The organism is Qipengyuania sp. RANM35 (assembly GCF_041021145.2).
Classification (GTDB): domain Bacteria; phylum Pseudomonadota; class Alphaproteobacteria; order Sphingomonadales; family Sphingomonadaceae; genus Qipengyuania; species Qipengyuania soli.
This window is the reverse complement of sequence record NZ_CM196433.1, coordinates 2,037,060-2,060,682: the sequence shown is the minus strand read 5'-3', so window position 1 is coordinate 2,060,682 and position 23,623 is coordinate 2,037,060. Positions and strand designations below refer to the sequence as shown.

Here is a 23,623-nt window from a genome sequence, read left to right as displayed (position 1 = left end):
TCCTTTGAGCACATAGTTTCGGACACGTAAGGGGTCTTCAGAATGAAGTTCAAATATCTCCTGACTGCTTCGGCGGTCGGCATTGCAGCAAGCGCAATGGTCGCTTCGCCAGCAGCAGCCCAGTCAACCGGTTCGGCCGACTTCGACGACGAAAACGTCATCGTCGTTTCGGGCGCCCGCGCAACCGATGTCGGTGGCGTCGATATTCCGGATTCGCCCAAGGCGAAGGTCCAGATCGACTCCGAACTGATCGGGCGCCAGACCCCCGGCCAGACGATCAACGACACGCTGAACCTCGTCCCGGGCGTCAGCTTCACCAACAACGACCCGTTCGGTTCGCTTGGTGGCAGCTTCACCATCCGCGGCTTCTCGTCGGACCGTATCTCGCAGACCTTCGACGGCGTTCCGCTGAACGACTCGGGTAACTATGCGCTCTACACCAACCAGATGCTCGACCCCGAAATCATCGAGTATGCGACCGTCAGCCTCGGTTCGACCGACGTCGACAGCCCGACCGCTTCGGCAGCCGGCGGTACGATCAACATCCGCTCAAAGGTTCCCGACGACGAGTTCGGCGTCCTGACCAGCATCACCTACGGCAACATCATTTCGCGCGGCGACCCGGGCGACCGCATGATGTACCGCTTCTTCGGCAAGATCGAGACCGGTGAACTGACCGCCGGTGGCCTCAAGGCCTACATCAGCGCTTCGCGTACCGAGAATGACTCGACCTTCTCGAACTACGGCGGCGTCGACAAGCAGCAGTACAACGCCAAGCTGTTCCAGCCGCTGGGCGACAATGGCGACTTCATCTCGATCGCTGGCCACTACAACCAGAACCGCAACAACTTCAACGGTTCGCCGTCGAACTTCAGCGGTATCGAAACCTACGCCATCCAGGATCCGGAAGACCGCTTCTACGACCTGTCGGACGGCACGCCCTGTACCCTTGTCGACGGCGTCAATGGCGTTCAGGACCGCTACAACTCGTGCGGCACTCCCTTCGAGCGTCGTTACAACCCCTCGAACACGGGCAACATCCGCGGCAACTCGCGCTTCTCGATCGGCGACTCGCTGACCCTCACGGTCGACCCGAGCTTCCAGTACGTGAAGGCGAACGGCGGTGGCACCTCGATCGGTTACGAAGGCTTCTCGCCCGACGGTTTCACCGGCGGCATCTTCCGGACCGATGCGCGTAACCCGCAGCGCAACAACCGTTCGACGCAGTACTACTACTTCGGCGGCACCGACCTGAACGGTGACGGCGATACGCTGGACTACGTGACGATCCTGTCGCCCAGCCACACGCAGACCCGTCGTTATGGCGTGATCGCCAACCTGATCTACGACATCGACGCCAACAACCGCGTTCGTCTGGCCTACACCTTCGACCGCGCGCGTCACCGTCAGACCGGCACCGCAGGTTCGCTGCTGCCGAACGGCGAGCCGGTAGACGTCTTCCCGATCAACGATCCGCTGCTCGACAACGATGGCGTTGCGCCCCAGAAGCGTAACCGCCTTTCGTATGCTACGCTGAACCAGGTTTCGGCCGAGTATCGTGGCGAGTTCGGTAACCTCGTTGCCCAGGTGGGTGTGCGTGCACCGTTCTTCTCGCGTGACCTGAACCAGTACTGCGTTACGACCGACGCATCGGGCAACGTGAACTGCATCAACGGCGACGCCGACATCGCAGCTTACGTGGCAGCCAACCCGAGCTACGTCGCGCCGGTTTCGGCGAAGTACAAGTACGACAAGCTGCTCCCGAACGTAGGCCTTACCTACAACTTCACCGACGCCTTCAGCGTCTTCGCAAGCTACGCGAAGAACCTGTCGGTCCCGGGCACGGACAGCCTCTACGGCTCGCTCTTCGTCGGTGTTGCACCGGTTCCGGAAACCTCGGACTCGTTCGACCTCGGCCTCCGCTACCAGACCGGTAACGTCCAGGCTCAGGTTTCGGGCTGGTTCAACCGCTACAACAACCGACTGGCCTCGGCCTACGATCCGGTTCTTGACCGTACCATCACCCGCAACCTGGGCACGGTCGACAAGTACGGTATCGACGGCAGCATCTCGTGGAAGCCTTCGGACCCGTTCCTGCTCTATGTCTTCGGTTCCTACCTGAAGTCGGACATCAAGGACGACGTCCAGACCGGTGCCAACTCGTTCGCTGCAACTGCCGGCAAGCGTGAAGCCGGCGCTCCGAAGTTCACCCTCGGCGCTCGCGCCCAGGCCGAACTTGGTCCGGTGGAACTCGGCGCGCAGATCAAGCGCACCGGCGTCCGCTATCTGAACGACATCAACACCGTCGAGCTTCCGGGTTACACCGTGGCCGATCTCGACATGCGCCTCTCGCTGGGTCACTTCAACGAAGACCTCGAAAAGGCGTACGTCCAGATCAACGTCACCAACCTGCTCGATGAAGTCTACATCGGTTCGGCTTCGACCGGCCTGACGACTTCGGGTGCGTTCGTGAACATCGGCCCGCCGCGCGCATTCACCGCGTCGCTCATCTGGGGCTTCTAAGACAATAAGGCACCGGGGGCTTACTCCGGGCCGGACAAGACTAGGGGCGGTCATCCTTCGGAATGGCCGCCCTTTTTCATGCGCCGGTCCTAGGCCGCCTGCAGCAACTCCTCGGCGAGGCGCTGACGGACTTCGGGTTCGACGCTCGAGCGCAGGGCACGCTCCAGCGCTGCGGCACGGACGCCCAATTCTTCCTCACCGAACATGCCCGCAGTCCCGGCAAGCTTGTGGACCGTGCGCGCCAGGTCCTCGATCCCCTCACCATCCATTGTCCCGCAGCGGACTGCATTGGACACTGCCTCGATGGCCTCGCTGCGTCGAAGGGCCCAGCGATCGTTGAGTTCAGGGGCGGTGGAAGCCGGCTTGCGTGCCGGTATGCGGGGTGGCTCGCGCGCATCGTCGATAATCCGCACCGGCAGCCATCGCGCCAACGCAGCCGCCAGGTCCTCGAACACCAGGGGTTTTGCAAGATGTGCCTGCATTCCCGCGTCCTGGGCAGCGGCGATATCCTCGGGATAGGCATTGGCTGTCAGTGCCACGATCGGGAGCTGGTCTGGACCAATTCCCCCGGCCCGCACCGTTCTCGTTGCGGCATAGCCGTCGCAGCCCGGCATTTGGATATCCATCAGCACGAGGTCGTACATGCGCCCGCCGGCCTGGGCGTCGAAGATGGCCTCGATGGCAGAAACCCCATCGTGTACCACTTCCACTTCCTGACCGAGCTCCTCGAGCATCGCGGTCACGAGCATGCGGTTCACGTCGTGATCCTCGGCCAGGAGTACGCGTCCGCCCGGGGGAGCACTCACCTTCGATTGCCCGCTTTCCTCAGGCGAGGCCGCGGCAATGTCGGGTTCCACGATGGGGATGCGCAAGGCGAAGCGGGATCCGACTCCGGGCATGGAATCGACGGTGAGGGTGCCGCCTAGCAGCTGCGCAAGCTGGCGCGAGATGCTGAGCCCGAGGCCCGTGCCTCCGAACCGGCGTGTCGTGTCACCCTCGGCCTGGACGAACGGATCGAAGATTGTCTCCAGCCGTGCTTCGTCGATCCCGATCCCGCTGTCTTCCACGGAAAGGGACAACCGTTTCCCTTCTCGCATGACGGAAACGATGATCGTTCCGGTCTCCGTAAACTTGATCGCATTGCCGATCAGGTTGAGGAGGATCTGGCGCAGGCGAAGGGGATCGCTTTCGATGTGGCGCGGGAGATCCTCGTCGAAGACGAGGTCGAGATTGATCCCCTTGCGTTCGGCTTGCGTAGCATGGAGCTCGACACAGTCCGCCGCCAGTTGGCTCAGAAGTATCGGTTCTGACGAAACGACCAGTTTCCCCGATTCGATCTTCGAGATGTCGAGGATGTCGTTCAGCAGCATCATCATCGAACGACCCGACCGTTCGATGAGTCTGGCATAGCGTCCGGCATCGCCTTCAAGGCCCTGCCGCTGCAGCAGTTCCGCAAAGCCCAGCACACCGTTCATCGGCGTGCGGATCTCGTGGCTCATGTTGGCAAGGAACTGGGCCTTGGCACGCGCCGCGTTTTCGGCGTGGCGCATGGCGCGTTTCAAACGTTGCTCGAGCTCGACCCTGGCCGTGACATCGCGAGCCGAGACGACGATTCCGTCGCGAGCGCCCGTACGCGCATTGGTCGCGACGGCGCAGTCGGCTTCGATGAAGACGGGCGAGCCGTCTGGCGCATCGAGATAGCGGCGGTATGTGAAACGCTCCTTGGGACTGGCTCCAGAAAGCAACCGCTCCTCGACCGCACGTATGCTGTCGTACGAATCCGGGTGCAGCCGCTCGCTCGGAGAAAGGCCGACGAACTTTTCGGGTGGCATTCCCAGCACGTTGAGGGTCGAGGGCGAAGCATAGGTGCAAAGCCCGTGCTCGTCGTATCTCAGGATGGCGTCGGTGACGTTTTCGGCAAGCAGAGCCAGTTCGGACCTTTGCGTAATCAGAGCGTCGGTCATCCTCTTCCTAGTCGCCAGGATTGCGGCAACCGGGAGGCCGACAACGATTGCCGAGGCGAGGAAGGCTTCCAGCACCAACAGCTGCTCGCTCCTATCATAGGCGAGCAGATTGATCGGACCGTTGCCCAATTCCGTGCAGACCATCGCGATGATGGCAACCTTCATCGTCGAAAATGCGGTTCCCAGGAGACCAAGCCGGAAGGCGTGCGCCACGACCACGGGGGGCACGAGGAACAGCAGAGGGTAAGCGTTCTGCAGGAAGATGACCAAGGTCACACTCGTGCCGAACACCGACAGCACCAGCCATTCGGCAAGTTCCTGTCGCGTCGGCCGCCGCCGGTTCCGGATGGCATCGATTGCGATCATGCAACTTGGCGCAAGGATCAGCAGGCTCAGGGCATCGGCGATGGCCCATTTCAGGTAGATGGCCTCCAGTTCCGCCACGCTTTCCGCAAGCGCGAGAGAGGCGACAAGTGCCGACGATACAGGCGCGACGAGACCGGCAGCCAGGCTGAACCTGAGCAGGTCCCCGGTGTCGTCCATTTGTGGTGCCCCCTTGCACCAATGGCGCGACAGGCGCGTCGCTATCACGATCTCAAGCAGGTTGGCACTCGACAGCATCAGCGCGTGACCAAGGTCGTCACCTTGCAGCAGATTGGCAGCGACATTCCCTGCTCCCATCGCAACCAATATCGCCCACTCCGTTCTCATCCGAAACCGCAGGAGGAAGGCAACTGCGAGGGCATTCGGCAACCAGATCGACGCGATCCGCCCACCGCTGCGCGTCAGGTCGATGCTGAAATAGGCGAAAGCCGTGAAACCGATGCAGGCAACTCCCGCTATCGCGATTTGCCGCAGGTCCTGGCTGCGCTTGGCAGGGAGGGTGGGTTGCAATCCGGTCGATACCGTCATTCAATTCTCCTCCGGGCCGCGATCGCACTTGATCGACCCGCATAGGAACACGGAGGCGGCGTTTGTCGTTATTGCTGGATGCAGGAAGAGGTAACCCGTTACACAGCAATCAGGAAGCGGCCCAATGTCTGGGTTATCTTCCTCATAGTGTTGATTCATTTGGGAATCTTCTACGTGCTGATACGTAGCTTCGCTCCTGGGGCAGTGGCTACGGTGGAGCGGACCGTCGTGTCGGCATTCACTGTCACGGTGACCGCACCAGAGGAACCGGAAGCTCCCGAACCCGAAGGCGCGCAGGGCGATCCTGGCAAGGATGCCGTTCCCAAGCCGAACACCGCGCCCACGCCCAAGGTACGGATGAAGGAAGACAAGCCCGCCCCGCGCGCGTCCTCAACCGGGGCGGCCGACACGTCCGGAGCTACGGACAGCGGTTCGGGAACCGGGTCGGCCGGCTCGGGCAGCGGAAAGGGAAGCGGTAATGGTGGCAACGGGCGCGGCGGAGGCATGGCGACCAAGCCCGAGATAATTTCGGGACAGCTCAACTCGGCGCGCGACTTCCCTGTACCGCCCGGAGGTCGCGAGGCGCGGATCGGCACATCGGTCATCGTCAAGGTGACCGTGCAGCCCAACGGCCGCGCCACCAATTGCTCGGTCTACCGGCCCAGCCCGTTCCCGGACACGGATCAGGCGACCTGCCGGCTGGTGATGGAGAAGTTACGCTTCAAGCCAGCAACCAACGATGCCGGCGAAGCCATTGCCGCGCCGTTCTATTACCAGCAGCGATTCTTCAATTAGGCGTCGGCGGGTTCGTCCGGCTTGAAGCTGGCGAGGATCGAAACGAGTTCGTCACGACCATACGGTTTGACCAGCAGGCCGCTGGCGCCGATTTCGTCCAGCCGATCGCGCATCTCGCCGTATCCGGTGGCGAGCCAGAACGGGATGCCGCGGCGCGACAGTTCTGCGGCAACTTCCTCGCTGTTCTCCTGACCGAGATTGTAGTCGAGAATGGCGATGTCGGGCGCCGACTTCGAAAGGATGCTGAGGGCACCCGCCACGGAACTTGCAACCGGCACATCACCGACACCCAGTTCGCGCAGGCAATCCTCGGTATCGAGGGCGATGATCATGCTGTCTTCGACCAGCAGGACGGTTTCCGGGATTGTGCCGATCTCGGGATTCACGGCTTTCTGACGAGCCTCGCTCTTCCCTGTGGTATCGCTGGACTTCGACTCGACGAAACGAGCGGGAATGCAGAATTCCGCTTCAATCCCGGCGAGCTTGTAGTCGACAGAGGACTTGCCGTTCAGTTCGAACGGGATCGAGCGTTCGATGATGGTGCTGCCGAACCCGCGCCGCTTGGGCGGTTTGACCGGCGGTCCGCCAGTCTCGCGCCAGGAAATCCGCAGATCGCTCTCCGCGTCCCGTTCGATGGCGACGGTTACAGTGCCGGAGTTGTCGCTCAGCGCACCGTATTTCGCCGAATTGGTGATCATCTCGTGGAGCACCAGCGCCAAAACGGTGTAGGCTTCCGGCGAGACTTCGACATCGGGGCCCGTGACGACGACCCGCTCGGTCAGCTGGCCGCTGAGGTATGCCTTGGCTTCGCTGTCGATGAGATCTTTCAACGGGGCAGACGACCAGTTTCCCTTGGTGATGTTGTCGTGCGCCATGGCGAGCGAGCCGATGCGGCCGCTGATGATTTCGACGAACGCTTCGATATCTCTCGCCTCCGCCTTCGACTGGTTCACGAGTCCGCGAATGAGGTTGAGAATGTTGCGGACGCGGTGATTGAGTTCCGCGATCAGCAGTTCCTGCTGCTGCTGCGCCTTGGCTCGCTCCTGCACGGCCTCGTCGGTGAGCCGCAGGATGATTTCGAGCAGGGTGACGCGCAGGCCCTCGGCGATCTTCTGTTCGGCGGGGGTCCACGGCTCCGCCCGACCTTCGACCGTTTCCTGCCACGCCTCGAAGCTCTTGCGCGGGGTCAGGCGGGCACCGTTGGGTCCGTATTCGATCGGCTTTTCGGGATTGCCAGCCCAGTTCACTACCTGCTTCAGCGGCTTGCGCCAGAGCACGAGGTAGTCGCGTGGGCTGCGCGAGATCGGAATGACCAGCGCGCCCACGGCACGGTCGGCGAAGCTCGCCGCACGTGGGATGCGTTCGACAAGTTCCTCGGTCGCCAGCAGGCGGCTTGTGGCTGCGGCGTTGAGGATGGGTGCGATCGCACGAAACTCTTCCTCGCTCGGTGCAGCACCGCGCGAATCATAAATATCGTCCACGAACACGCTGGCACCGTCGTGCGGAATTATCCGTTCGATGATCGGGTCGATCATCGGCAGGCTCTTGGTCAGCGGCGTGCCAGCGGCAATGTCCCGCATGAGGCGGTCGTGAACCGCGCGCCCCTCATCCTGCAGGTGCGACAGTTCGCGCGCCAGCACGCGCTCCATGACCAGCGAGAAGAGCTCGGAGAACAGCTCAGCCGCGGTGCGCTGTGAATAGGGCAGCAGCTTGGGGCCGTAATGGTGGCAGGCGAACAGGCCCCACAGCTTGCCGTCGATAATGATCGAAATCGAAAGCGAGGCGCCGACACCCATGTTGTGGAGGTATTCGATATGGATCGGCGAGACCGCGCGCAGCGTGCTCATGCTGAGATCGAGTGGTTCGCCCTCGAGTGAGAACTCGGGAAGGATCGGGACCGGCTCCGCCTCGACGTCGCTGATGATGCGGAAGCGATTGCGAACGTAAAGCGCGCGCGCCTGGGCGGGAATGTCGGACTTCGGGTAGCGAAGGCCATAGAAAGCCTCGATGTCGTCGCTCTTAGCTTCGGCAATGACTTCGCCCGAAAGGTCGTCGCGGAAACGGTAGACCATGACCCGGTCGATGCCGAGAACCATGCGCAACTGCCGCGCGGCTTCACCCGCCAGCGTCTCGGGACGGTCGAATTTGTCGAGCCTCGCCATGATCGGACGCAGCGTGGCGATCTGGCGTTCGAGGTCGCCTGCCGTATGCGGCTCGATCTCGATAATGGTAAAGGCACCTGACGTGTGGACCGCACAATCGAACAGGTTTCCGTTACCGGCCAGGTCGATGCCGAAGAGGCGTTCGACATGATCCTTGTCGCCGAGGATCGACGCGGAAGAGCGGATCCTGGTTTCCGCATTGGTTCCGATTATCGAAGTCAGCCGGGCTCCGATTTCGACAGTCTTGTCGAGGCCGAGCATGCTCTCGAGATTGGCAGAGCGATGGGCAATGAACCAATCGGAATTGACCGCCACGAGCGCACCGAAATCCTGGATCTTGCCAAGCTGGTGGATCGGTTCGCGATCACAGTTTGCGAGCGAAAGTGGTTCCTGAACCTCGCTCATGCAGCAAGCTTCGAAGTATTGTCGCCAGCGACAGAGAGGAAATGCTCGAAGGTGCGGCGAGCGCCGGCAAGCGCACATTCGGCGTCCCGCTCATTGGCCGGCCGTTCCAGACGGGGACGCAGCGCGTTCCAGAAGCTGGGCATGGCATCATCCGCAAGGAAGCATGTGGCCGTGCCTCCGTCGAATGCCTTGCGCCGCCGCAGGATCACCCGGTTGCCGAGCGAGGATCCGGCCAGGACCCAGGCGATCCCGATCGCTTCTGCGCTCGATTGCGGACAAAAACGCGGCGAATTCCGGGACGGTCCCACTCGGAGCGTTGCGAGATCGGTCGCGATCAATCCGGTCTGGGAGGGTGGGCTTAGAACATCGTTCTCGGCATCAAACCAATCTTCGATAGGCAATCGCGCAGCATGCTGGATTGCAAGGAACTCGCTGTAGCGATCGCCATCCGCAAGCGGCGCAAGCATGCCATCAAGCGCGTCGTGCAGCTCACGCGTTGAATCTCGCAACACTTCTCTCAGGGAATCGACCCGAACCATAACACTCCCGCCCCCCCTATGACGGTCGCGATAGCTTCCACACCGGCTAACGCAATACGTTGATAGGTTGAAGCGCACGGGACGGCGGTTCGTTCCCGAAATTCCTGATAGTTTTTAGGTTTTTCAAATCACCGGGATTGGCCCCGGTCAAAGGGTCAGTCGGCCGGCTTGGCCTCCAGCATTTTCTGCCCTTTGCTGCGAATCGCATTGGCGACCATCGGTTCGACAAACGACAGTGCTGCAGGCAGGTCGATTTCGAAAATCACCTGGGTATCCTCGATGAGAACCCGTCCGTTCACGCCCTGGCCCATGGTCTTGACGGACAAGTTCATCGTGTCCTCGTCCGGCCATCCGGTCGTGACATCGGCCATTCCGCCCGGCACGTAGTTGGCGATCTCGTGGCTGCGCGACTGCAACCGCCGACGGACTTCGTCCTTGCCGAGCTGGTGGGGAATGGGAACGCGCATCAGGGTTTGTGCTCCAGTTGCGGACTGGTTTCGGCACCTTCGCCGAACTTGTAGTCGAGGTAGCGGTGCTTGATGGCGAGATCGTCGAGCGAACCTTCGGCCAGTTGCCGGGTGATCGAATCGATTTCGCCGCTGATCTTGGAGAGGCTGTCGGTCAGCTGTTCGTCGGGGGTAGATCCGCCGCGCTTCTCGGTTCGCAGGTGAGCCGGGATCTTGCGGTAGCTTTCGACCATCTGCGGCAGTTGCTCGCCCACCAGGCTGCGCACTTCGCGTGCCTTCGGGTGGTTCTGGTCGAGCCCGTCGAGCTGGTAGCCGAGCCCGTCGAGCTGTACGCCGATCTGGTCGACCAGCGTGACGGCCGGCGGGGGCAGGGCGGGGCGCTGCGCCTCAAGCCACAGCTCGGTACGGCTGACCATCTGCTGGACGTTGCCCTTGTTGATCTCTGGCAGCTTGGGCGTCTTGAGCCTGGGGTAGTTGCCGAGCACGGCGACCGCGACGACGCTTGCCACTACGAGCGCCATGACGCCCGCAAAGCCGAGCCCGTCGATGATCAGCCCCAGCACGCCCATGCCGACCCACAGCGCGAACAGCGCGATGGCGACATTGCGCAGCTTCTTCTTCAGGTGATCGCGCTTCACCTTGGCCGAGCCCTCGCCGATGGAGGCGACACGCCGGTGCCGCCCGCCGGCGCGATTGTCGTCGCGCACGATGCGCGCCTCGCGGATCAGGCGGTCACTTTCGCGGGTCAGGTCACCCATTGGCGTGCCCTCAGCCCTCGATGCTCAGCAGGCCCGATTCCGCCACCTGGCGCTGCGCCTGGTTCTGACCTTCGGCGCGGGCGATGTAGCCTTTCGACTTTTCGACCTCGCTCGAAAGCAGGGTCACGGTCTGCTTCATGCTGTCGAGCGCGCGCAGCTTGAACGCGTCGACCTCGTCCATCGTGTCGTATATGTTCTGGAAGGCGCGCTGCAGGGTCTCGAGCGGAATGGTGCTGGCAGCAGCCTGTTCGTGGATCTTGCCGGTCTGGTCGCGCAGCATGGTGCTGGTGCTGTCGATGATGCCCGCTGTGGTCTCGTTGAGAGCGGTGATCTGCCCGAGCACGAGCCGCTGGTTGGTCATCGCCTCCGCCACGGTCACTGCAGTGCGCAGTGCGCCGACGGTGGTGGTGCTGGCCCGGTCGACGCCCTTGACCAGCTCGACATTGTTTTTCTTCACGAGGTCGAGCGCGAGATAGCCCTGCACGCTGACCGCCATCTGGGTCAGAAGGTCCTGCGTGCGCTGGCGGACGTAGAACAGCGCGGTTTCGCGGACCGCCTTGGCTTTCGCCGGATCGGTCGCGTCGAGTTCGAGCGCCTTCTCTTCGAGCTTTTCATCGAGCGTCTTGGAGATATGGATCATCTGCTCGAGATTGCCCATCGCTTCCCACAGCTTCTGCCGTTCGACGTCGATCGCGGCATTGTCCATGATCAGCTCGTCCTTGCCGCTGGCGAGGTTGCCGAGGATCGACTGGATGTGGGTCTGAGCACTCTGGTAGCTGCGGAAGTAGTTGGTCAGCTTGTTGCCGAAGGGAATGATGCCGAGGAACTTGCGCGTGCCCGAGAGCTTGCCGCGCTTGCCCGGGTCCAGATCTTCGACGACGCGGCGCAATTCGGCGAGGTTGGCACCGACGCCCTCATCCTTGTCCATTGCCCGGATGGGTCGATCGAGGAACCGGTTGGACATGCCGGCGGCAGCCATGATTTCCTTGCGGCCCATGTTGGTCAGCTGGTCGACCTTCTTGCCGAATTCAGGTGAATTGGCATCGGATGCGATGAGGTCGGCGACGAAGCCGTCAACCTTGGTCTCCAGCTTGCTCTTCACCTCGTCGGTAACGGGCACCAGGCCCGCCGCCTTTTCCGGTGCGACGGCCGGCACCGGATCGGGCGGGCTGAGGTCGAACTCGGTGGCGGTTGCGGTCTGCGTCTTGCTCTCGCTCATGGTGGCGCGGGTCTCCGATTATCGGCGAATTGAACTTCGTCGCTCTGTATTAGGATCATAAGACACGATCTTCAAGACAGGTCGCGAGTTTGTGCCTGCGAAGACCTTTGCTGTGCAAGTGTTTTCCCGTGCGCGCGCGAAAGGACGAGATTCGCTAAGTAGCTGGAATTGTGATAGTAGACGGGACTCGGGAGGGGTTGCAGGATGAGCGAGACATTCATGGCGCAGTTTGCCCAAGAGGCAGACGATGTGTTGGGCGCTATCCTTGATCAGACGGCCGACTGCATCAAGCTCCTCAGCGTTGAAGGTGACATCGAGTATGTGAACCGCAACGGCCTCAGGGCACTCGGCCTGTCCAGCAGCGACCAAATCGTCGGGAAACGCTGGGACGAAATCTGGCCGGTGGACGGAAGGGCGCGGGTCATCGAGGCCGTCAATCGTGCGGGCCGGGGGCAGAATGACCGCTTCGAGGCCTATTGCCCGATTGCTACCGGGCTACCACGCTGGTGGGACGTCAGCGTTTCCCCGATCATGCGAGCCGATGGAGAGATCAGCCACCTGCTCGCCACCTCACGCGACGTCACCGAAAAGGTCCAGGAAAGCCTCAACGAGCGCCGGATGCGCGAACGTGCGATGCTCGCGGCGGAGCGCTCGGACAGCATCGCCCGCGAGATGCGGCACCGGCTGAAGAACCAGCTTGCAGTCGTTAGTTCGGTTGCAAAGCTGCTGGCCCGCCATTCGGAGGGTCCAAGCGATCTTATCGATCGGCTGGAGAACAAGCTGCAGGCGCTGGCGCGGGCGCAGGACCTCCTCACAGTCCACCGCGACCGGCCGGTCACTGCCAAGCTCGCTATCGAACAGGTGCTCGAAGCGAGTGGGGCAGGCAACCTTATCGAGGTCAGCACCCTGCCTGACGCACGCCTTGGCGACGATGCGGTCCAGCAGTTGGCGCTGATACTCGGCGAATTGCAGACCAACTCGCTGAAATACGGTGCGCTCGGAAATGGTTCCGGAAAGATCACCCTTACCGGCTCATTGGGCCGGGATATCCTCACTCTGCACTGGCACGAGGATTGCGGGCGACCAGTCACCAAGCCCGATTACCAGGGCTCCGGGCATATGTTGCTTACAAGGCTGGGATCGACTTCGGGAATGTCCGCTGGGGTGAACTGGCACGGCACAGGTCCGGCTGTGGACTTTCACGTCCGCGTCATGCCGAACTGAGCCGCCCGTCAGCATTCGCCCGAGGCAAGCTCACTGATAACCCCCACGATTTCCTCCTTGGTCGCGGGCTTCTCGAGACAGACCATCCGGCGATAGCGATCGGGGAGGTACTCCTGCGTGCAATCGGCGCTGATGAAGGCGAAGGGCACACGGCGGGCGCTCAAGGCTTCGGCCAATGGCCAGACCAGCTCGCCAGCAAGGTCCACGTCGAGCAGCGCGGCATCGGGTTCGTTGTCGTTGAGCAGCGAGAACCCGGCCTGCAAGTCGAGCGCCGGGCCGATGGGCAATGCCCCCAGCTCCTCCATCAGGTCCTTGATGTCATGGGCCAGCAGCGGATTGTCTTCGACGATCAATACGCGCTTGCCTGGCAGGTTGTGTTGCATGTTCGAACTCGGCCGGTGCGACCCGGGTTCCTGCCGAAAAACGGATGAAAAACGGCAGAGTTCCGCCATCCACGCGATTCCTTCGCCAAAATGCGATGAACCGTGAAGCGCTTGATTTGCTTGGACGTGGCTGTGGCGAACACGCCACAACCACGCGTCAGGCGGCGAGGTCCAGCGGCTGGATCTCGCCGGCGAGGTAAAGCCGCTTGGCCTTGGCGCGGCTGAGCTTACCCGAGCTCGTGCGCGGCAGCGTGCGCGGCGGAACCAGTTCGACAACACAGCTCATGCCGGTGACGCCGCGAACCTTGTCGGCGATCTGGTCGCGCAGCTTGATCCGCTCGTCAGGGTCGGAGACGCGGCAATGGACGAGAACGGCGGGCGCCTCTTCACCAGCCTCGGTATCGATCGAGAAGGCCGCGATATCGCCGTGGTTGAAGCCCGGCAGTTGCTCGACCGCCCATTCGATATCTTGCGGCCAGAGGTTCTTGCCGTTGATGATGATCATGTCCTTCGCTCGGCCGACGATGAACAGGTAGCCATCGGCAAGGTAGCCCATGTCGCCCGTGTCGAGCCAGCCATCGACGAGACAGTCGTTGGTCGCTTCCTCGTTGCGGAAATAGGAGTGCATGACGCTGTCGCCACGGCACCAGACCTTGCCGATCTGGTGGTCGCCGCGCACGTCGCCGTTCTCGCCGCGGATTTCGACTTCCATGCCCGGCAGCGCCTTGCCGCAATTGACGATGGCACGATAGCGGGCCGGGTGGCTGAGGTCGCGCGGGCGTCCCGAAAGACGTTCTTCCTCGACCAGTTCCACGCGGATGCCCTCGCCCGGAGGCATGACGGTCACGGCGAGCGTCGCTTCGGCCAATCCGTAGCTGGGAGTGAAGGCACTGGCCTTGAACCCGGCTTCGGCGAATGCATTGACGAAACTTTGCATGACGTCGGGACGGATCATGTCCGCACCATTGCCCGCAGTGCGCCACCGCGAGAGGTCGAAGCGGTCGCCGACATGGCTCTGGCTCGAGATGCGGCGGGCGCAGATGTCGTAGCCGAAGGTCGGCGAATAGGAGAGACTGTTGCCCGGGTTGCGGCTGATCAGTTCGAGCCAGGCCAGCGGGCGGCGAGCGAAATGCTCGGTCTTAATGTAATCGCAGCTAGCCTGGTTGGCGATCGGCGAGAGGAAGCATCCGACAAGGCCCATGTCGTGGTACCACGGCAGCCAGCTGATGACCCGGTCGTTCTCGCCCAGGTTCACCCCGGTCGCGTGGCCGTAGAGGTTGTGGAGCAGTGCCTTGTGGGTCACCGCCACGCCGGTCGGGAAGCGGGTCGAGCCGCTTGAATACTGGAGATAGCAGATATCGTCCGGCTGCGCCTCGGGCAGCTCGCACTCGGGGTCGGGCCGCTGGGCGAAATCTTCCCAGCTTTCGCCCGCACAACCCTGACGTTCGGCAGCGGCAAACGCCATCTCGCCGATTTCGCCGGGGTAGATGAGGATTTTCGGATCGCTGCTTTCAAGCTGGACCGAAAGCTGGTCGATGTAGCTGTCCTTGCCGCCAAAGGTGGTTGGCAACGGCAGCGGGACCGGCCAGGCACCGGCATAGACGCAGGCGCAGAACAGCGCCGCGAATTCGGGACTGGTCTCGGCGACAAGGGCGACGCGGTCGTCCTTGCCGATGCCCGCGGCGACGAGCTGACGCGCGAATTTCAGCGCGTCCTCGCGCATCTGGGCAAACGGATACACCCGTTCCAGCGTCCCGCGCATGTCGTGGAAATTGAGGCCCTTGGCGCTGCGAGCAGCGTAATCCACCGCCTCGGTGAATGTCGCGAAGTCCGACCGGCGACGCGGCAGGTCGCAATCGTTCGGCGTCGGCGTCAAAACGGCGTCGGTCATAATTGTGTAGCGATACCCGTGGATAGTTATGCCCGAAGGCAACCCTCAGTGGTCCCAATCGGTGCCCGTCTGCGTGCGGGCGCCTGTTCAACGTTTCCCAATCGGTAATGACTGTGGCACGATTATGGCCGATGGACCATCGCCACGCAACATCTCGTCGCAAGCAACGCACGGTCAGGCCGCTTGAAAGCCAACGACTAGAGGAACTTGCGCTTGCTTATGTTGCCCGATTTGCAACAAGCGCGGGGAAGCTAAAAGCTTACCTCACGCGCAAATTGCGCGAACGAGGATGGGCCGAAGAGAGCCAACCGGACGTGGAAGGACTCGTCGCGCGGTTCGTGGACAAAGGGTACGTCGACGACGAAATCTACGGCAAGGCGCGAGCAAGCGGCCTGCTCTCGCGAGGATACGGCGCGCGGCGGATCGACCAGGACCTCAGGGCAGCGGACATCGCCGAACCCCTGCGCGAAGCCCTCGGACCGGATGAGGCGGCACGGCGCGAATCGGCCGTGGTTCTCGCCCGTCGTCGTCGCTTCGGCCCTTTCGACACTTCGCCTCCTCGCACTCCCGAGGAAGCGCACAAGCTGCGCGAAAAGCGGCTTGCAGCCATGGTGCGCGCGGGCCATGATTTCGACGCCGCGCGCCATGTCCTGGAAGCGGCCACGATCGAGGAGCTCGAAGAATGGGTCGCAGAAGCACGGGACGCGGACTGACCGCGGGAATTCTGGCGGCAGGTGCCCTGCTTGGCATCGCCGCATGTTCGCCGCAGGTGTCGGCCGAGGCCGGTACTAATGCGGAAACCGCTGCGCCGACCGTCCACCCCGTCTCGGGCCTCCAGGTCATTCCCCTCACCGTCGAAAGCGCGGCGGGCAAGCATCGCTTCGCAGTCGAGGTTGCGGATACGCCCGAAGCGCAGCGCAAGGGCCTGATGTTCCGCACCGAACTCGGTCCCGACGAGGGAATGATCTTTCCCTACGACGGCAAGACTGCGCAAAGCTTCTGGATGAAGAACACCCCGCTCCCGCTCGATATCATCTTTGTCGGGCCCGGCGGGCGGATCTCCAACATCGCCGCCAACGCCACTCCCTATTCGCTCGAACCGGTCTATTCGGTGGGGCCTGTGCTGGGCGTGCTCGAGCTCGCGGGCGGGCGATCCGCCGAACTGGGCATAGAACCGGGCGACAAGGTCGCATGGTAGGCGCCGAATGGCTTGGCCCGCGCGCACGAATCGGCTAGTCGCGCCGCCATGGGTATCCTCGGCAAGATTTTCACCTGGTGGGACGGCGCCACGATCGGCACGCTCCTGTGGTCCTCGCGCAATGGCGTCCACGTCGGCACCGACGCGCAGGGCAACAAGTATTACCGCTCGAAGAAGAAGACCGGCGACGGTCGCGAGCGTCGCTGGGTGATCTACGAAGGCGCCAACGATGCCAGCCGCGTTCCTGCCGAATGGCATGGCTGGCTGCACGGCTCTTTTGACGATGTGCCCGAAAGCCATCTGCCTCCTCCACGCATCTGGGAAGCTGACTACACTCCCAATGCCACCGGCACCGCTGCGGCCTATCGCCCTGCCGGCGCGCTTGAGCGTGGCGGGCAGCGTGCCCGCGCCACCGGCGACTACGAAGCCTGGTCGCCGGACGCGTGACGATGCGCCGGGCGCTGGCCCTGACTCTCGCGCTCGCTGCGCTGGCCGGCTGCAACCGCGACAAGCCGGAAGACCCGAAGGCCGTCGAAACCGAGATTCCCGACGATCTGAAGCTTGCGCCGGTGCCGAAGCAGCCCGCTGCCGAAGCCGGGATCGGGACGCCGATGGAAGACCGGGTGGCCACGATCGGCCTCCTCAACAAGCGCAACAATGTCAGCCAGGACATCGAGATGAAGCCGGGCGAACAGCGGCGCATGGGCAATGTCATCATCCGCTTGCAGGCATGCGAACGGACCGCGCCGTGGGAGATGCCCAAGGAAACCGGGGCGTTCGTTCAGGTCTTGGTGCTCGAACGCGGGACCGAGGATCAGTTTCGCAAGGTCTTTTCCGGTTGGCTGTTCAAGAATTCACCCAGCCTCAACGTGGTCGAACACCCGATCTATGATGTCTGGGTCAAGGACTGCAAAATGGACTTCCCGGGTGATTCCGCTGAAGCGAATCGCGAGACCGATGCGGGCAAGGAACCGACCACGCCGCGCGAACCCCAGGCAGCGCCCGAGCCAACTCCGGAGCCTGTCGCCGAAGCGAGCAACGACACATAAGCCGATTGGGGCATTGCCACCGCGCCGAGGCTGGCAAGGTGGTCGGTCATGAACTGGCAGTCTAGCACCTCGTATCCGGCATCACGCATTGCCGCGACCAGCCACACCAGCGCGACCTTGCTTGCATCCTTCGTGCGGCTGAACATGCTTTCCCCGCAGAACACCCGGTCGAATGCGGCACCGTAAAGACCTCCGACGAGACGCCCGCCTTCCCAGCATTCGATCGAGTGCGCATGGCCGGCGCGGTGGAGCGCGTTGTAGCTCGCCTCGATCCGATTGCTGATCCAGCTTTCGGCGTGCTCCTCGCGCGGTTCGGCGCAGGCGGCGATAACGCTCGCGAAGTCTCGGTCACAGGTCACCTGGAAGCGGTTCTGGCGGATTGTCTTCCTCAGGCTCTGCGAGATGTGCAGGCCGTCGAGCGGGAAGATCGCCCGTTCGCGCGGCTCGACCCAGTACACTTCCTCGTCGTTGCGATGGTCCGCCATGGGGAAGACGCCCGCACGATAGGCTCGTAGCAGCAGGTCGACCGGAATCGTATGGGCGGCGGGGGCGTGCATCGCATTATCCTAGCACCAACGACGATGGCGCGATATGCGCCTTGCCAAGCATGCGCGCCCATACTAATGCGCGCGGCTCCTGCAGGGGTGTAGCTCAGCTGGTAGAGCATCGGTCTCCAAAACCGAGGGCCACGGGTTCGAATCCTGTCACCCCTGCCATTTCCTTCTTCATCGCTTGTCCGATGGGCTTCGCGGCCCTATCGGGCGAGCCATGACAGAAGAAGAAAAGAAAGAGCGCGACCTCGCCGCTCGCAAATTCTATCCGGCCGAAAAAGAGGCCGAATTCGACAAGAGCCACAAGAAGCAGACGCCGCAGACGGCCCACCCGGCCTACCGCCTGGCGTTCCAGGATCCCGATTTCCTGCTGCGCGAGGAATTGCGCCCCGTTCGCTTCCAGCTCGAACTCCTGAAACCCGAAATGCTTCTCGAAGAGGCCGGTGTCGGATCGACGCTGGTGATGTACGGATCCGCGCGCATTCCCGCGCCCGACCAATGCGAAGCTGCGCTCGAAGCGGCAAAAGACTTGCCGGATGACGAAAAGCGCATCGTCGAAAGCCTCGTCGCAAAAGCCAAGTATTACACTGAAGCGTATCGCCTCGCGCGCATTGCGAGCGACAAATCGATTGTCGAAGACGGCAAGCGCCAGTTCGTCGTCTGCTCAGGCGGCGGCCCTTCGATCATGGAAGCTGCCAACAAGGGGGCGAGCGATGCCGGCGCCGAATCGATCGGTCTCAACATCATTCTCCCGCACGAACAGGCGCCCAACCAGTACGTGACGCCCTATCTCGCGCTCAATTTCCACTATTTTGCCCTACGCAAGATGCACTTCCTGCTGCGTGCGCGTGCGGTTGCGGTGTTCCCGGGCGGTTTCGGCACGTTCGACGAATTCTTCGAGCTCCTCACCCTCATCCAGACCGGCAAGATGAAGCCGATCCCGATCCTTCTGTTCGGCAAGGATTTCTGGACCCGCGTTGTCGATTTCGACGCCATCGCCGAAGAGGGTACGATTTCGCGCAAGGATCTCGACCTGTTCCGCTGGTGCGAAACTGCCGAAGAGGCGTGGGAACATATCAGCGCGTTCTACAAGCTCGATCGCTAGTCCAGCTTTCGCACCGCCTCATGGCCCAGAGGGCCGCTGCCTTCGCCAAAGCCCGGAGCATTCTCGATGGCTGCGAAGGTAAAGCTGCGCGCCAGCCTGACAGCGTTGGTCAATGGCTGGCGATAGCCGAGGAAGGTCGCCAGCGCTGCTGACAGCGTGCAGCCTGTCCCGTGCGTGTGCCGCGTGTCGATCCGCGCGTGGCCGAAGCTGGCGATTTTCCCGCTCGAAGAGACGATCCGGTCAATGACCTCGTGACCCTCGCCATGGCCACCCTTGGCGAGGATGATCGTGTCATGGCGTTCGGCGAGTTCGCCCGCGACATTGTAGATGTCCTCTTCCGCGACCTGATCGCGCCCGGTCAGTGCTGCCAGTTCAGGCAAGTTAGGCGTGACGATTGTCGCAATGTCCATCAATGCACCGAAGGCGGCGATAGTCGCTTCGCTGGCCAGCGAAGAGCCGCTGGTCGCAACCATCACCGGGTCGAACACGATAGTGCCGGAGAAGGTATCGAGCCTTTCTGCCAGGCGCATGGCAACCTCGGGCGACCCGAGCATGCCGATCTTGATCGCATCGGCCCCGATGTCGTCGAGGCAGCTGTCGACCTGGGCGAGAACGAAATCTGGTGGCAAGGCCTCGACCCCCTGCACGCCGCGTGTGTTCTGCGCTGTGACAGCCGTGATGGCGGTCATGGCATAGCCGCCGAGCATGGTGATCGTCTTGATGTCGGCTTGGATGCCGGCACCGCCGGAACTGTCCGATCCGGCAATGGAAAGGATTCTGGGGGGAGGGGCGACCAAGGTGTTCTCAGCCCTTGAACTTGCGTTCGGTGGACGGAGGATATTTGTCCTGCAGCTTCTTGGCGCGCGTCGGCCGGTCCATCAGCTCGCCGCCACAATTGGGGCAGACGTCATCGAGGTCGTCGGCACAATCGGTGCAGAACGTGCATTCAAAGCTGCAGATGAAGGCGCCGGGGGCCTCGGCCGGGAGGTCCGTGCCGCAGCGTTCGCAATCAGGGCGCATTTCGAGCATCAGGCGGCTCCCTTCACGGCGTCGCAAATCCGGTCGACCACCACTTCGACCTGGGCGGCATCGTCGCCTTCCGCCATGACGCGGATGACGGATTCAGTGCCCGAAGGTCGAATGACGAGGCGGCCCTTGCCTTCCAGTTCGGCTTCGGCGTCGGCAATGACCTGCTTCACCGTGGCATCCTCGAGCGGCTTGCCGCCGGAGTAGCGAACGTTCTTCAGCAATTGCGGAACCGGGTCGAAGGCATGGAGCAGTTCGCTCGCCGGCTTGCCCGAGCGCACGAGGCTGGCCAGCACACGCAGCGCAGCGACGGTGCCGTCGCCGGTCGTGCCATGGTCGAGCAGGATCATGTGCCCCGACTGCTCTCCGCCGACGTTGAAACCGCCCTGCTTCATCTTCTCGAGCACGTAGCGATCGCCAACCTTGGCGCGCTCGAGCGTCAGGCCCTTGCCCGCAAGGAAGCGCTCGAGACCGAGGTTGGACATGACGGTGGCGACGATCCCGCCGCCGCGAAGGTCGCCGCGGGCATGCAGGCGATCGGCGATGACCGCCATGATCTGGTCGCCGTCGACAGTCTGGCCCTTCTCGTCGATGACGATCAGGCGGTCCGCATCCCCGTCGAGCGCGATGCCGATATCGGCGCCTTCCGCGACCACGCGTGCCTTGATGGCATCGAGCGAGGTCGAGCCGACGCCCTTGTTGATGTTGGTGCCATCGGGTTCGACGCCCATGGCGATGACTTCGGCACCCAGCTCCCAGATCGCCGAGGGAGCAACTTGGTAGGCTGCACCGTTGGCGCAATCAACCACGACCTTGAGCCCGTCGAAGCGGATGTCGCTGGCGACCGACTGCTTCACGGCATGGATGTATCGGCCACGTGCGTCGTCAATGCGGCGCGCCCTGCCGATACGGTGAGGCTCCACCAGCAGCGGTTCCTGTTCGAGCAGCCGTTCGATCGAGGCTTCGGCATCGTCCGACAGCTTGAACCCGTCGGGTCCGAACAGCTTGATGCCGTTGTCCTCGTACGGATTATGGCTTGCGGAAATCATCACGCCGAGGTCGGCACGCATCTCGCGGGTGAGCATGGCGATCGCCGGGGTAGGAAGCGGGCCGGTCATTACGACATCCATGCCGACGCTGGTGAAACCCGCCACCAGCGCGCTCTCCATCATGTAGCCAGACAGGCGGGTGTCCTTGCCGATCACCACTCTGTGACGGTGCCCACCGCGCAGGAAATGCGTACCTGCCGCCTGACCCACGCGCATCGCGGTGGCCGCCGTCATGACGCCTTCGTTGGTGCGACCGCGAATCCCGTCCGTGCCGAAGAACTTGCGTGCCATTTGTGCTCCCTTGGTCTTCGCCGGTTCCATGGCGCGAAGCGGCGCTCTTGTCACGGGTAACTGGCACATTGGGCAAAACGCGCTAAGGCCTGTCCAACGGATTTCGGGGAGATTGCATGACGGTTGCGAAGGAAAACGGGCTGGTCGAAGTGAGGATACCGGCTGGCTGGACCCTGGCAGGCCTCGTCGCAGGCCTGCTGCTCGGGATGCTGTTGCACGGGACGCCTGGCTTCGCTCTCCTCGAAACCGTGGCTGCTCCGGTCGGCACGATCTGGCTCAATGCCCTGCAGATGACGATCATACCGCTGGTTGCTTCGCTATTGGTGCTGGGCATCTCGCAGATGGCGCGTGCCGCTTCGGCGGGACGGGTTGCGCGCACAACGATAAGCTACATTCTCGGCATCTTGGCGCTGAGCGCGATATCCACTTGCATCTTCATGCCGCTCCTCCTCGACGCCTTCCCGATTCCTTCCGGCGCTGCGGGCTTCCTGATGGCCGACGGAGATGCGGGCGCGGGCGAGGTGCCCGGAATTGCTGCTTTCATCACCTCTCTGGTGGCCCCGAACGTCATCGCGGCTGCGGCACAGACTACCATGCTGCCGCTGACAATCTTCTTCGCTCTTTTCGCGCTGGCCATTGTGCGCCTTCCGGAGAGTCAGGCGGAAACTCTGCTCGCCTTCTTCCGCGCACTCGGCAATGCGATGCTGGTGATCATCGGATGGGTGCTGGCAGTGGCTCCCGTAGGCGTGTTCGCGCTGGCGATTGGCGTGGCCGCCGCGGGCGGCGGAGGCGCCTTCGTCACTCTCGCGCACTACATCCTCACTGTATCGGCGATGGGAGCGATCGTTCTCGTCGGCGGCTATGTCGTCGCAATGGTTGGCGGCAAGCGCAGTCCGCTTGCATTCATCCGGGCGATGCTGCCATCGCAAGCGGTGGCATTGTCGACACAGAGCTCCCTTGCCAGCCTTCCTGCAATGCTCGTCAGTGCCCGTCGCCTCGAGGTAAAGGAGGCGACGGCGGATTTCGTGCTCCCGCTGTCGGTGGCGATTTTTCGTGCGACAAGTCCGGCCATGAACATGGCTGTCGCGATCTATGTCGCGCATCTCGCTGGCGTTTCGCTCGACCCGGTTACTCTGGCGACCGGCGCCCTTGTCGCACTGATCATCAGCGTGGGATCGGTCAGCCTTCCGGGTTCGATCAGCTTCGTGATCTCGGTCGGCCCCATCGCTCTGGCAATGGGCGTGCCCATCGAACCGCTAGCCTTGCTGGTGGCGGTGGAGATGCTGCCTGACATCATGCGCACGCTGGGCAATGTGACGATGGATGTCGCCGTTACGACTGCCGTTGACCACAGCGGCGACCTGGGCGAAGAGCCCGTGCAACCCTAGGGCGTCCCGCGCATTGGTGTAGGGACAACCGAATTTCGCGCCACCAAGGATTGGAGAAACCCATGGCCTTTACCCTTATCGACCTGCCTTACGACGACACCGCGCTGGAGCCTGCGGTTTCGGCCAAGACGCTGTCGTTCCACCACGGCAAGCATCACAAGGCTTACATCGACAAGACCAACGCCGCGATCGAGGGCACCGATCTTGCCGACAAGTCACTCGAAGACGTGGTTGCAGCCGCGCGCGGCAGCAACGCCGGCCTGTTCAACAATGCAGCGCAGAGCTGGAACCACGGTTTCTACTGGCACTCCATGGCGGCTGAAGAAACGTCGGCTTCCGACGAGCTCAAGAGCATGATCAACGACGCCTTCGGTTCGGTCGACGACCTCAAGAAAAAGCTCGCGGAGCGTGGTGCAGGCCACTTCGCCAGCGGCTGGGTCTGGCTGGCGGTCAAGGACGGTGCGCTGACCATCGAGGAAACGCATGACGGTGACACGCTGGCGGACCAGTCGGGCACCAACCCGCTGCTTGTGATCGACCTGTGGGAACACGCCTACTACCTCGACCACCAGAATGCGCGCCCGGCCTACCTGGATGCGGTTAACGGCAAGCTCAACTGGAGCTTCGCGAGCGAGAATCTCGCCCGTGGCACTACTTGGAAATACCCCGGCTGATACAGCCTCGCATGAATTAGCAAAGGCCCGCCGAGCCCTCTGCTTGGCGG

General features: G+C 62.7%; 21 protein-coding genes, 1 tRNA gene and 1 pseudogene. 11 read left to right on the top strand and 12 right to left on the bottom strand.

Going from position 1 to position 23,623, the window contains the following annotated elements; all coding sequences use genetic code 11:
- The first annotated feature begins 42 nt into the window (after positions 1 to 42).
- The gene (locus RAM60_RS10275; protein WP_369026848.1) at positions 43 to 2,523 is read left to right on the top strand and encodes a TonB-dependent receptor; all 2,481 of its coding nucleotides are present in this window, start codon (positions 43 to 45) and stop codon (positions 2,521 to 2,523) included.
- 89 nt (positions 2,524 to 2,612) lie between these two features.
- Here the strand turns inward: RAM60_RS10275 and RAM60_RS10270 are convergent, their stop codons facing one another.
- Positions 2,613 to 5,399: an MASE1 domain-containing protein gene (locus RAM60_RS10270; protein WP_369026849.1), complete on the bottom strand. Its 2,787-nt coding sequence runs from the start codon at positions 5,397 to 5,399 to the stop codon at positions 2,613 to 2,615.
- A 174-nt stretch (positions 5,400 to 5,573) separates the two neighbouring features.
- Between RAM60_RS10270 and RAM60_RS10265 the strand changes: the two genes are divergently transcribed.
- On the top strand, positions 5,574 to 6,194 hold the full coding sequence (locus tag RAM60_RS10265) for a TonB family protein (RefSeq protein ID WP_369026850.1): 621 nt from the start codon (positions 5,574 to 5,576) through the stop codon (positions 6,192 to 6,194).
- Here RAM60_RS10265 and RAM60_RS10260 read toward each other — a convergent pair.
- The 5 genes from RAM60_RS10260 to RAM60_RS10240 all read right to left on the bottom strand — a co-directional run bounded on the left by RAM60_RS10260 (position 6,191) and on the right by RAM60_RS10240 (position 11,744).
- Positions 6,191 to 8,761: an HWE histidine kinase domain-containing protein gene (locus RAM60_RS10260; RefSeq protein ID WP_369026851.1), complete on the bottom strand. Its 2,571-nt coding sequence runs from the start codon at positions 8,759 to 8,761 to the stop codon at positions 6,191 to 6,193. The two genes, RAM60_RS10265 and RAM60_RS10260, sit on opposite strands and share 4 nt — an antisense overlap.
- Positions 8,758 to 9,270: a biliverdin-producing heme oxygenase gene (locus RAM60_RS10255; protein ID WP_510639696.1), complete on the bottom strand. Its 513-nt coding sequence runs from the start codon at positions 9,268 to 9,270 to the stop codon at positions 8,758 to 8,760. Before RAM60_RS10255 ends, RAM60_RS10260 begins: the two co-directional genes overlap by 4 nt.
- Before the next feature lie 185 nt (positions 9,271 to 9,455).
- The gene (locus RAM60_RS10250) at positions 9,456 to 9,767 is read right to left on the bottom strand and encodes a polyhydroxyalkanoic acid system family protein (protein ID WP_200981283.1); all 312 of its coding nucleotides are present in this window, start codon (positions 9,765 to 9,767) and stop codon (positions 9,456 to 9,458) included.
- Positions 9,767 to 10,525 carry a hypothetical protein gene (locus tag RAM60_RS10245; protein WP_369026853.1) on the bottom strand — a complete coding sequence of 253 codons (759 nt, stop codon included), beginning with the start codon at positions 10,523 to 10,525 and terminating at the stop codon, positions 9,767 to 9,769. The genes RAM60_RS10250 and RAM60_RS10245 overlap by 1 nt, the downstream gene beginning before the upstream one ends.
- Before the next feature lie 10 nt (positions 10,526 to 10,535).
- Positions 10,536 to 11,744 carry a toxic anion resistance protein gene (locus RAM60_RS10240; RefSeq protein ID WP_369026854.1) on the bottom strand — a complete coding sequence of 403 codons (1,209 nt, stop codon included), beginning with the start codon at positions 11,742 to 11,744 and terminating at the stop codon, positions 10,536 to 10,538.
- A 204-nt stretch (positions 11,745 to 11,948) separates the two neighbouring features.
- Between RAM60_RS10240 and RAM60_RS10235 the strand changes: the two genes are divergently transcribed.
- Positions 11,949 to 12,968 (top strand): PAS domain-containing protein, encoded by a 1,020-nt coding sequence (locus RAM60_RS10235; RefSeq protein WP_369026855.1) that lies wholly within the window; start codon positions 11,949 to 11,951, stop codon positions 12,966 to 12,968.
- 8 nt (positions 12,969 to 12,976) lie between these two features.
- Here RAM60_RS10235 and RAM60_RS10230 read toward each other — a convergent pair whose 3' ends face one another.
- Both RAM60_RS10230 and RAM60_RS10225 read right to left on the bottom strand, forming a co-directional pair.
- On the bottom strand, positions 12,977 to 13,351 hold the full coding sequence (locus RAM60_RS10230) for a response regulator (RefSeq protein WP_369026856.1): 375 nt from the start codon (positions 13,349 to 13,351) through the stop codon (positions 12,977 to 12,979).
- A 157-nt stretch (positions 13,352 to 13,508) separates the two neighbouring features.
- Positions 13,509 to 15,242 carry a fatty acyl-AMP ligase gene (locus RAM60_RS10225; RefSeq protein ID WP_369026857.1) on the bottom strand — a complete coding sequence of 578 codons (1,734 nt, stop codon included), beginning with the start codon at positions 15,240 to 15,242 and terminating at the stop codon, positions 13,509 to 13,511.
- A gap of 314 nt (positions 15,243 to 15,556) precedes the next feature.
- On the opposite strand from RAM60_RS10225, the gene RAM60_RS10220 reads away from it, so the two are divergent.
- The 4 genes and pseudogenes from RAM60_RS10220 to RAM60_RS10205 form a co-directional block, all read left to right on the top strand.
- Positions 15,557 to 15,955 carry a RecX family transcriptional regulator gene (locus RAM60_RS10220; RefSeq protein WP_425504494.1) on the top strand — a complete coding sequence of 133 codons (399 nt, stop codon included), beginning with the start codon at positions 15,557 to 15,559 and terminating at the stop codon, positions 15,953 to 15,955.
- Complete coding sequence (locus RAM60_RS10215) at positions 15,925 to 16,440, top strand: DUF192 domain-containing protein (RefSeq protein ID WP_369026859.1); 516 nt, start codon at positions 15,925 to 15,927, stop codon at positions 16,438 to 16,440. The genes RAM60_RS10220 and RAM60_RS10215 overlap by 31 nt, the downstream gene beginning before the upstream one ends.
- Positions 16,441 to 16,488: 48 nt before the next feature.
- A complete protein-coding gene (locus RAM60_RS10210) occupies positions 16,489 to 16,887 on the top strand; it encodes an NADH:ubiquinone oxidoreductase subunit NDUFA12 (protein WP_200981275.1) in 399 nt (132 codons plus the stop codon).
- A 2-nt stretch (positions 16,888 to 16,889) separates the two neighbouring features.
- Positions 16,890 to 17,291, top strand: a pseudogene (locus tag RAM60_RS10205) (DUF2155 domain-containing protein); the annotation flags it as partial.
- A gap of 35 nt (positions 17,292 to 17,326) precedes the next feature.
- On the opposite strand, the gene aat reads toward RAM60_RS10205, so the two are convergent.
- Complete coding sequence (aat, locus tag RAM60_RS10200; protein WP_369026860.1) at positions 17,327 to 18,046, bottom strand: leucyl/phenylalanyl-tRNA--protein transferase; 720 nt, start codon at positions 18,044 to 18,046, stop codon at positions 17,327 to 17,329.
- A gap of 83 nt (positions 18,047 to 18,129) precedes the next feature.
- Here aat and RAM60_RS10195 point away from each other — a divergent pair.
- Both RAM60_RS10195 and RAM60_RS10190 read left to right on the top strand, forming a co-directional pair.
- Positions 18,130 to 18,205: transfer RNA gene (locus tag RAM60_RS10195), tRNA-Trp, on the top strand.
- 52 nt (positions 18,206 to 18,257) lie between these two features.
- On the top strand, positions 18,258 to 19,145 hold the full coding sequence (locus RAM60_RS10190; RefSeq protein WP_200981273.1) for an LOG family protein: 888 nt from the start codon (positions 18,258 to 18,260) through the stop codon (positions 19,143 to 19,145).
- Here RAM60_RS10190 and thiD read toward each other — a convergent pair.
- From thiD to glmM, 3 genes are read right to left on the bottom strand one after another with little or no spacing between them, the layout of a single operon-like run.
- Positions 19,142 to 19,942 carry a bifunctional hydroxymethylpyrimidine kinase/phosphomethylpyrimidine kinase gene (thiD, locus tag RAM60_RS10185; protein WP_369026861.1) on the bottom strand — a complete coding sequence of 267 codons (801 nt, stop codon included), beginning with the start codon at positions 19,940 to 19,942 and terminating at the stop codon, positions 19,142 to 19,144. The two genes, RAM60_RS10190 and thiD, sit on opposite strands and share 4 nt — an antisense overlap.
- A 7-nt stretch (positions 19,943 to 19,949) precedes the next feature.
- Positions 19,950 to 20,174 carry a DUF1272 domain-containing protein gene (locus RAM60_RS10180; protein WP_369026862.1) on the bottom strand — a complete coding sequence of 75 codons (225 nt, stop codon included), beginning with the start codon at positions 20,172 to 20,174 and terminating at the stop codon, positions 19,950 to 19,952.
- On the bottom strand, positions 20,174 to 21,511 hold the full coding sequence (gene glmM / locus RAM60_RS10175) for a phosphoglucosamine mutase (protein WP_369026863.1): 1,338 nt from the start codon (positions 21,509 to 21,511) through the stop codon (positions 20,174 to 20,176). The genes RAM60_RS10180 and glmM overlap by 1 nt, the downstream gene beginning before the upstream one ends.
- A gap of 116 nt (positions 21,512 to 21,627) precedes the next feature.
- Here glmM and RAM60_RS10170 point away from each other — a divergent pair, with 116 nt between their 5' ends.
- Together RAM60_RS10170 and RAM60_RS10165 are read left to right on the top strand one after the other, a co-directional pair.
- Positions 21,628 to 22,899, top strand: a complete 1,272-nt coding sequence (locus tag RAM60_RS10170; protein ID WP_369026864.1) for a dicarboxylate/amino acid:cation symporter — start codon at positions 21,628 to 21,630, stop codon at positions 22,897 to 22,899.
- Between the two features lie 62 nt (positions 22,900 to 22,961).
- On the top strand, positions 22,962 to 23,573 hold the full coding sequence (locus tag RAM60_RS10165; RefSeq protein ID WP_200981268.1) for a superoxide dismutase: 612 nt from the start codon (positions 22,962 to 22,964) through the stop codon (positions 23,571 to 23,573).
- Positions 23,574 to 23,623 lie beyond the last annotated feature (50 nt).

What these genes read in the sequence shown, in the direction of transcription:
- RAM60_RS10275 (WP_369026848.1), top strand. Translation starts at nt 43, where the DNA reads ATGAAGTTCAAATATCTCCTGACTGCTTCGGCGGTCGGCATTGCAGCA.
- RAM60_RS10270 (WP_369026849.1), bottom strand. Translation starts at nt 5,399, where the DNA reads ATGACGGTATCGACCGGATTGCAACCCACCCTCCCTGCCAAGCGCAGC.
- RAM60_RS10260 (WP_369026851.1), bottom strand. Translation starts at nt 8,761, where the DNA reads ATGAGCGAGGTTCAGGAACCACTTTCGCTCGCAAACTGTGATCGCGAA.
- RAM60_RS10250 (WP_200981283.1), bottom strand. Translation starts at nt 9,767, where the DNA reads ATGCGCGTTCCCATTCCCCACCAGCTCGGCAAGGACGAAGTCCGTCGG.
- RAM60_RS10245 (WP_369026853.1), bottom strand. Translation starts at nt 10,525, where the DNA reads ATGGGTGACCTGACCCGCGAAAGTGACCGCCTGATCCGCGAGGCGCGC.
- RAM60_RS10240 (WP_369026854.1), bottom strand. Translation starts at nt 11,744, where the DNA reads ATGAGCGAGAGCAAGACGCAGACCGCAACCGCCACCGAGTTCGACCTC.
- RAM60_RS10235 (WP_369026855.1), top strand. Translation starts at nt 11,949, where the DNA reads ATGAGCGAGACATTCATGGCGCAGTTTGCCCAAGAGGCAGACGATGTG.
- RAM60_RS10230 (WP_369026856.1), bottom strand. Translation starts at nt 13,351, where the DNA reads ATGCAACACAACCTGCCAGGCAAGCGCGTATTGATCGTCGAAGACAAT.
- RAM60_RS10225 (WP_369026857.1), bottom strand. Translation starts at nt 15,242, where the DNA reads ATGACCGACGCCGTTTTGACGCCGACGCCGAACGATTGCGACCTGCCG.
- RAM60_RS10215 (WP_369026859.1), top strand. Translation starts at nt 15,925, where the DNA reads ATGGGTCGCAGAAGCACGGGACGCGGACTGACCGCGGGAATTCTGGCG.
- RAM60_RS10210 (WP_200981275.1), top strand. Translation starts at nt 16,489, where the DNA reads ATGGGTATCCTCGGCAAGATTTTCACCTGGTGGGACGGCGCCACGATC.
- aat (WP_369026860.1), bottom strand. Translation starts at nt 18,046, where the DNA reads ATGCACGCCCCCGCCGCCCATACGATTCCGGTCGACCTGCTGCTACGA.
- RAM60_RS10190 (WP_200981273.1), top strand. Translation starts at nt 18,258, where the DNA reads ATGACAGAAGAAGAAAAGAAAGAGCGCGACCTCGCCGCTCGCAAATTC.
- RAM60_RS10180 (WP_369026862.1), bottom strand. Translation starts at nt 20,174, where the DNA reads ATGCTCGAAATGCGCCCTGATTGCGAACGCTGCGGCACGGACCTCCCG.
- glmM (WP_369026863.1), bottom strand. Translation starts at nt 21,511, where the DNA reads ATGGCACGCAAGTTCTTCGGCACGGACGGGATTCGCGGTCGCACCAAC.
- RAM60_RS10170 (WP_369026864.1), top strand. Translation starts at nt 21,628, where the DNA reads ATGACGGTTGCGAAGGAAAACGGGCTGGTCGAAGTGAGGATACCGGCT.
- RAM60_RS10165 (WP_200981268.1), top strand. Translation starts at nt 22,962, where the DNA reads ATGGCCTTTACCCTTATCGACCTGCCTTACGACGACACCGCGCTGGAG.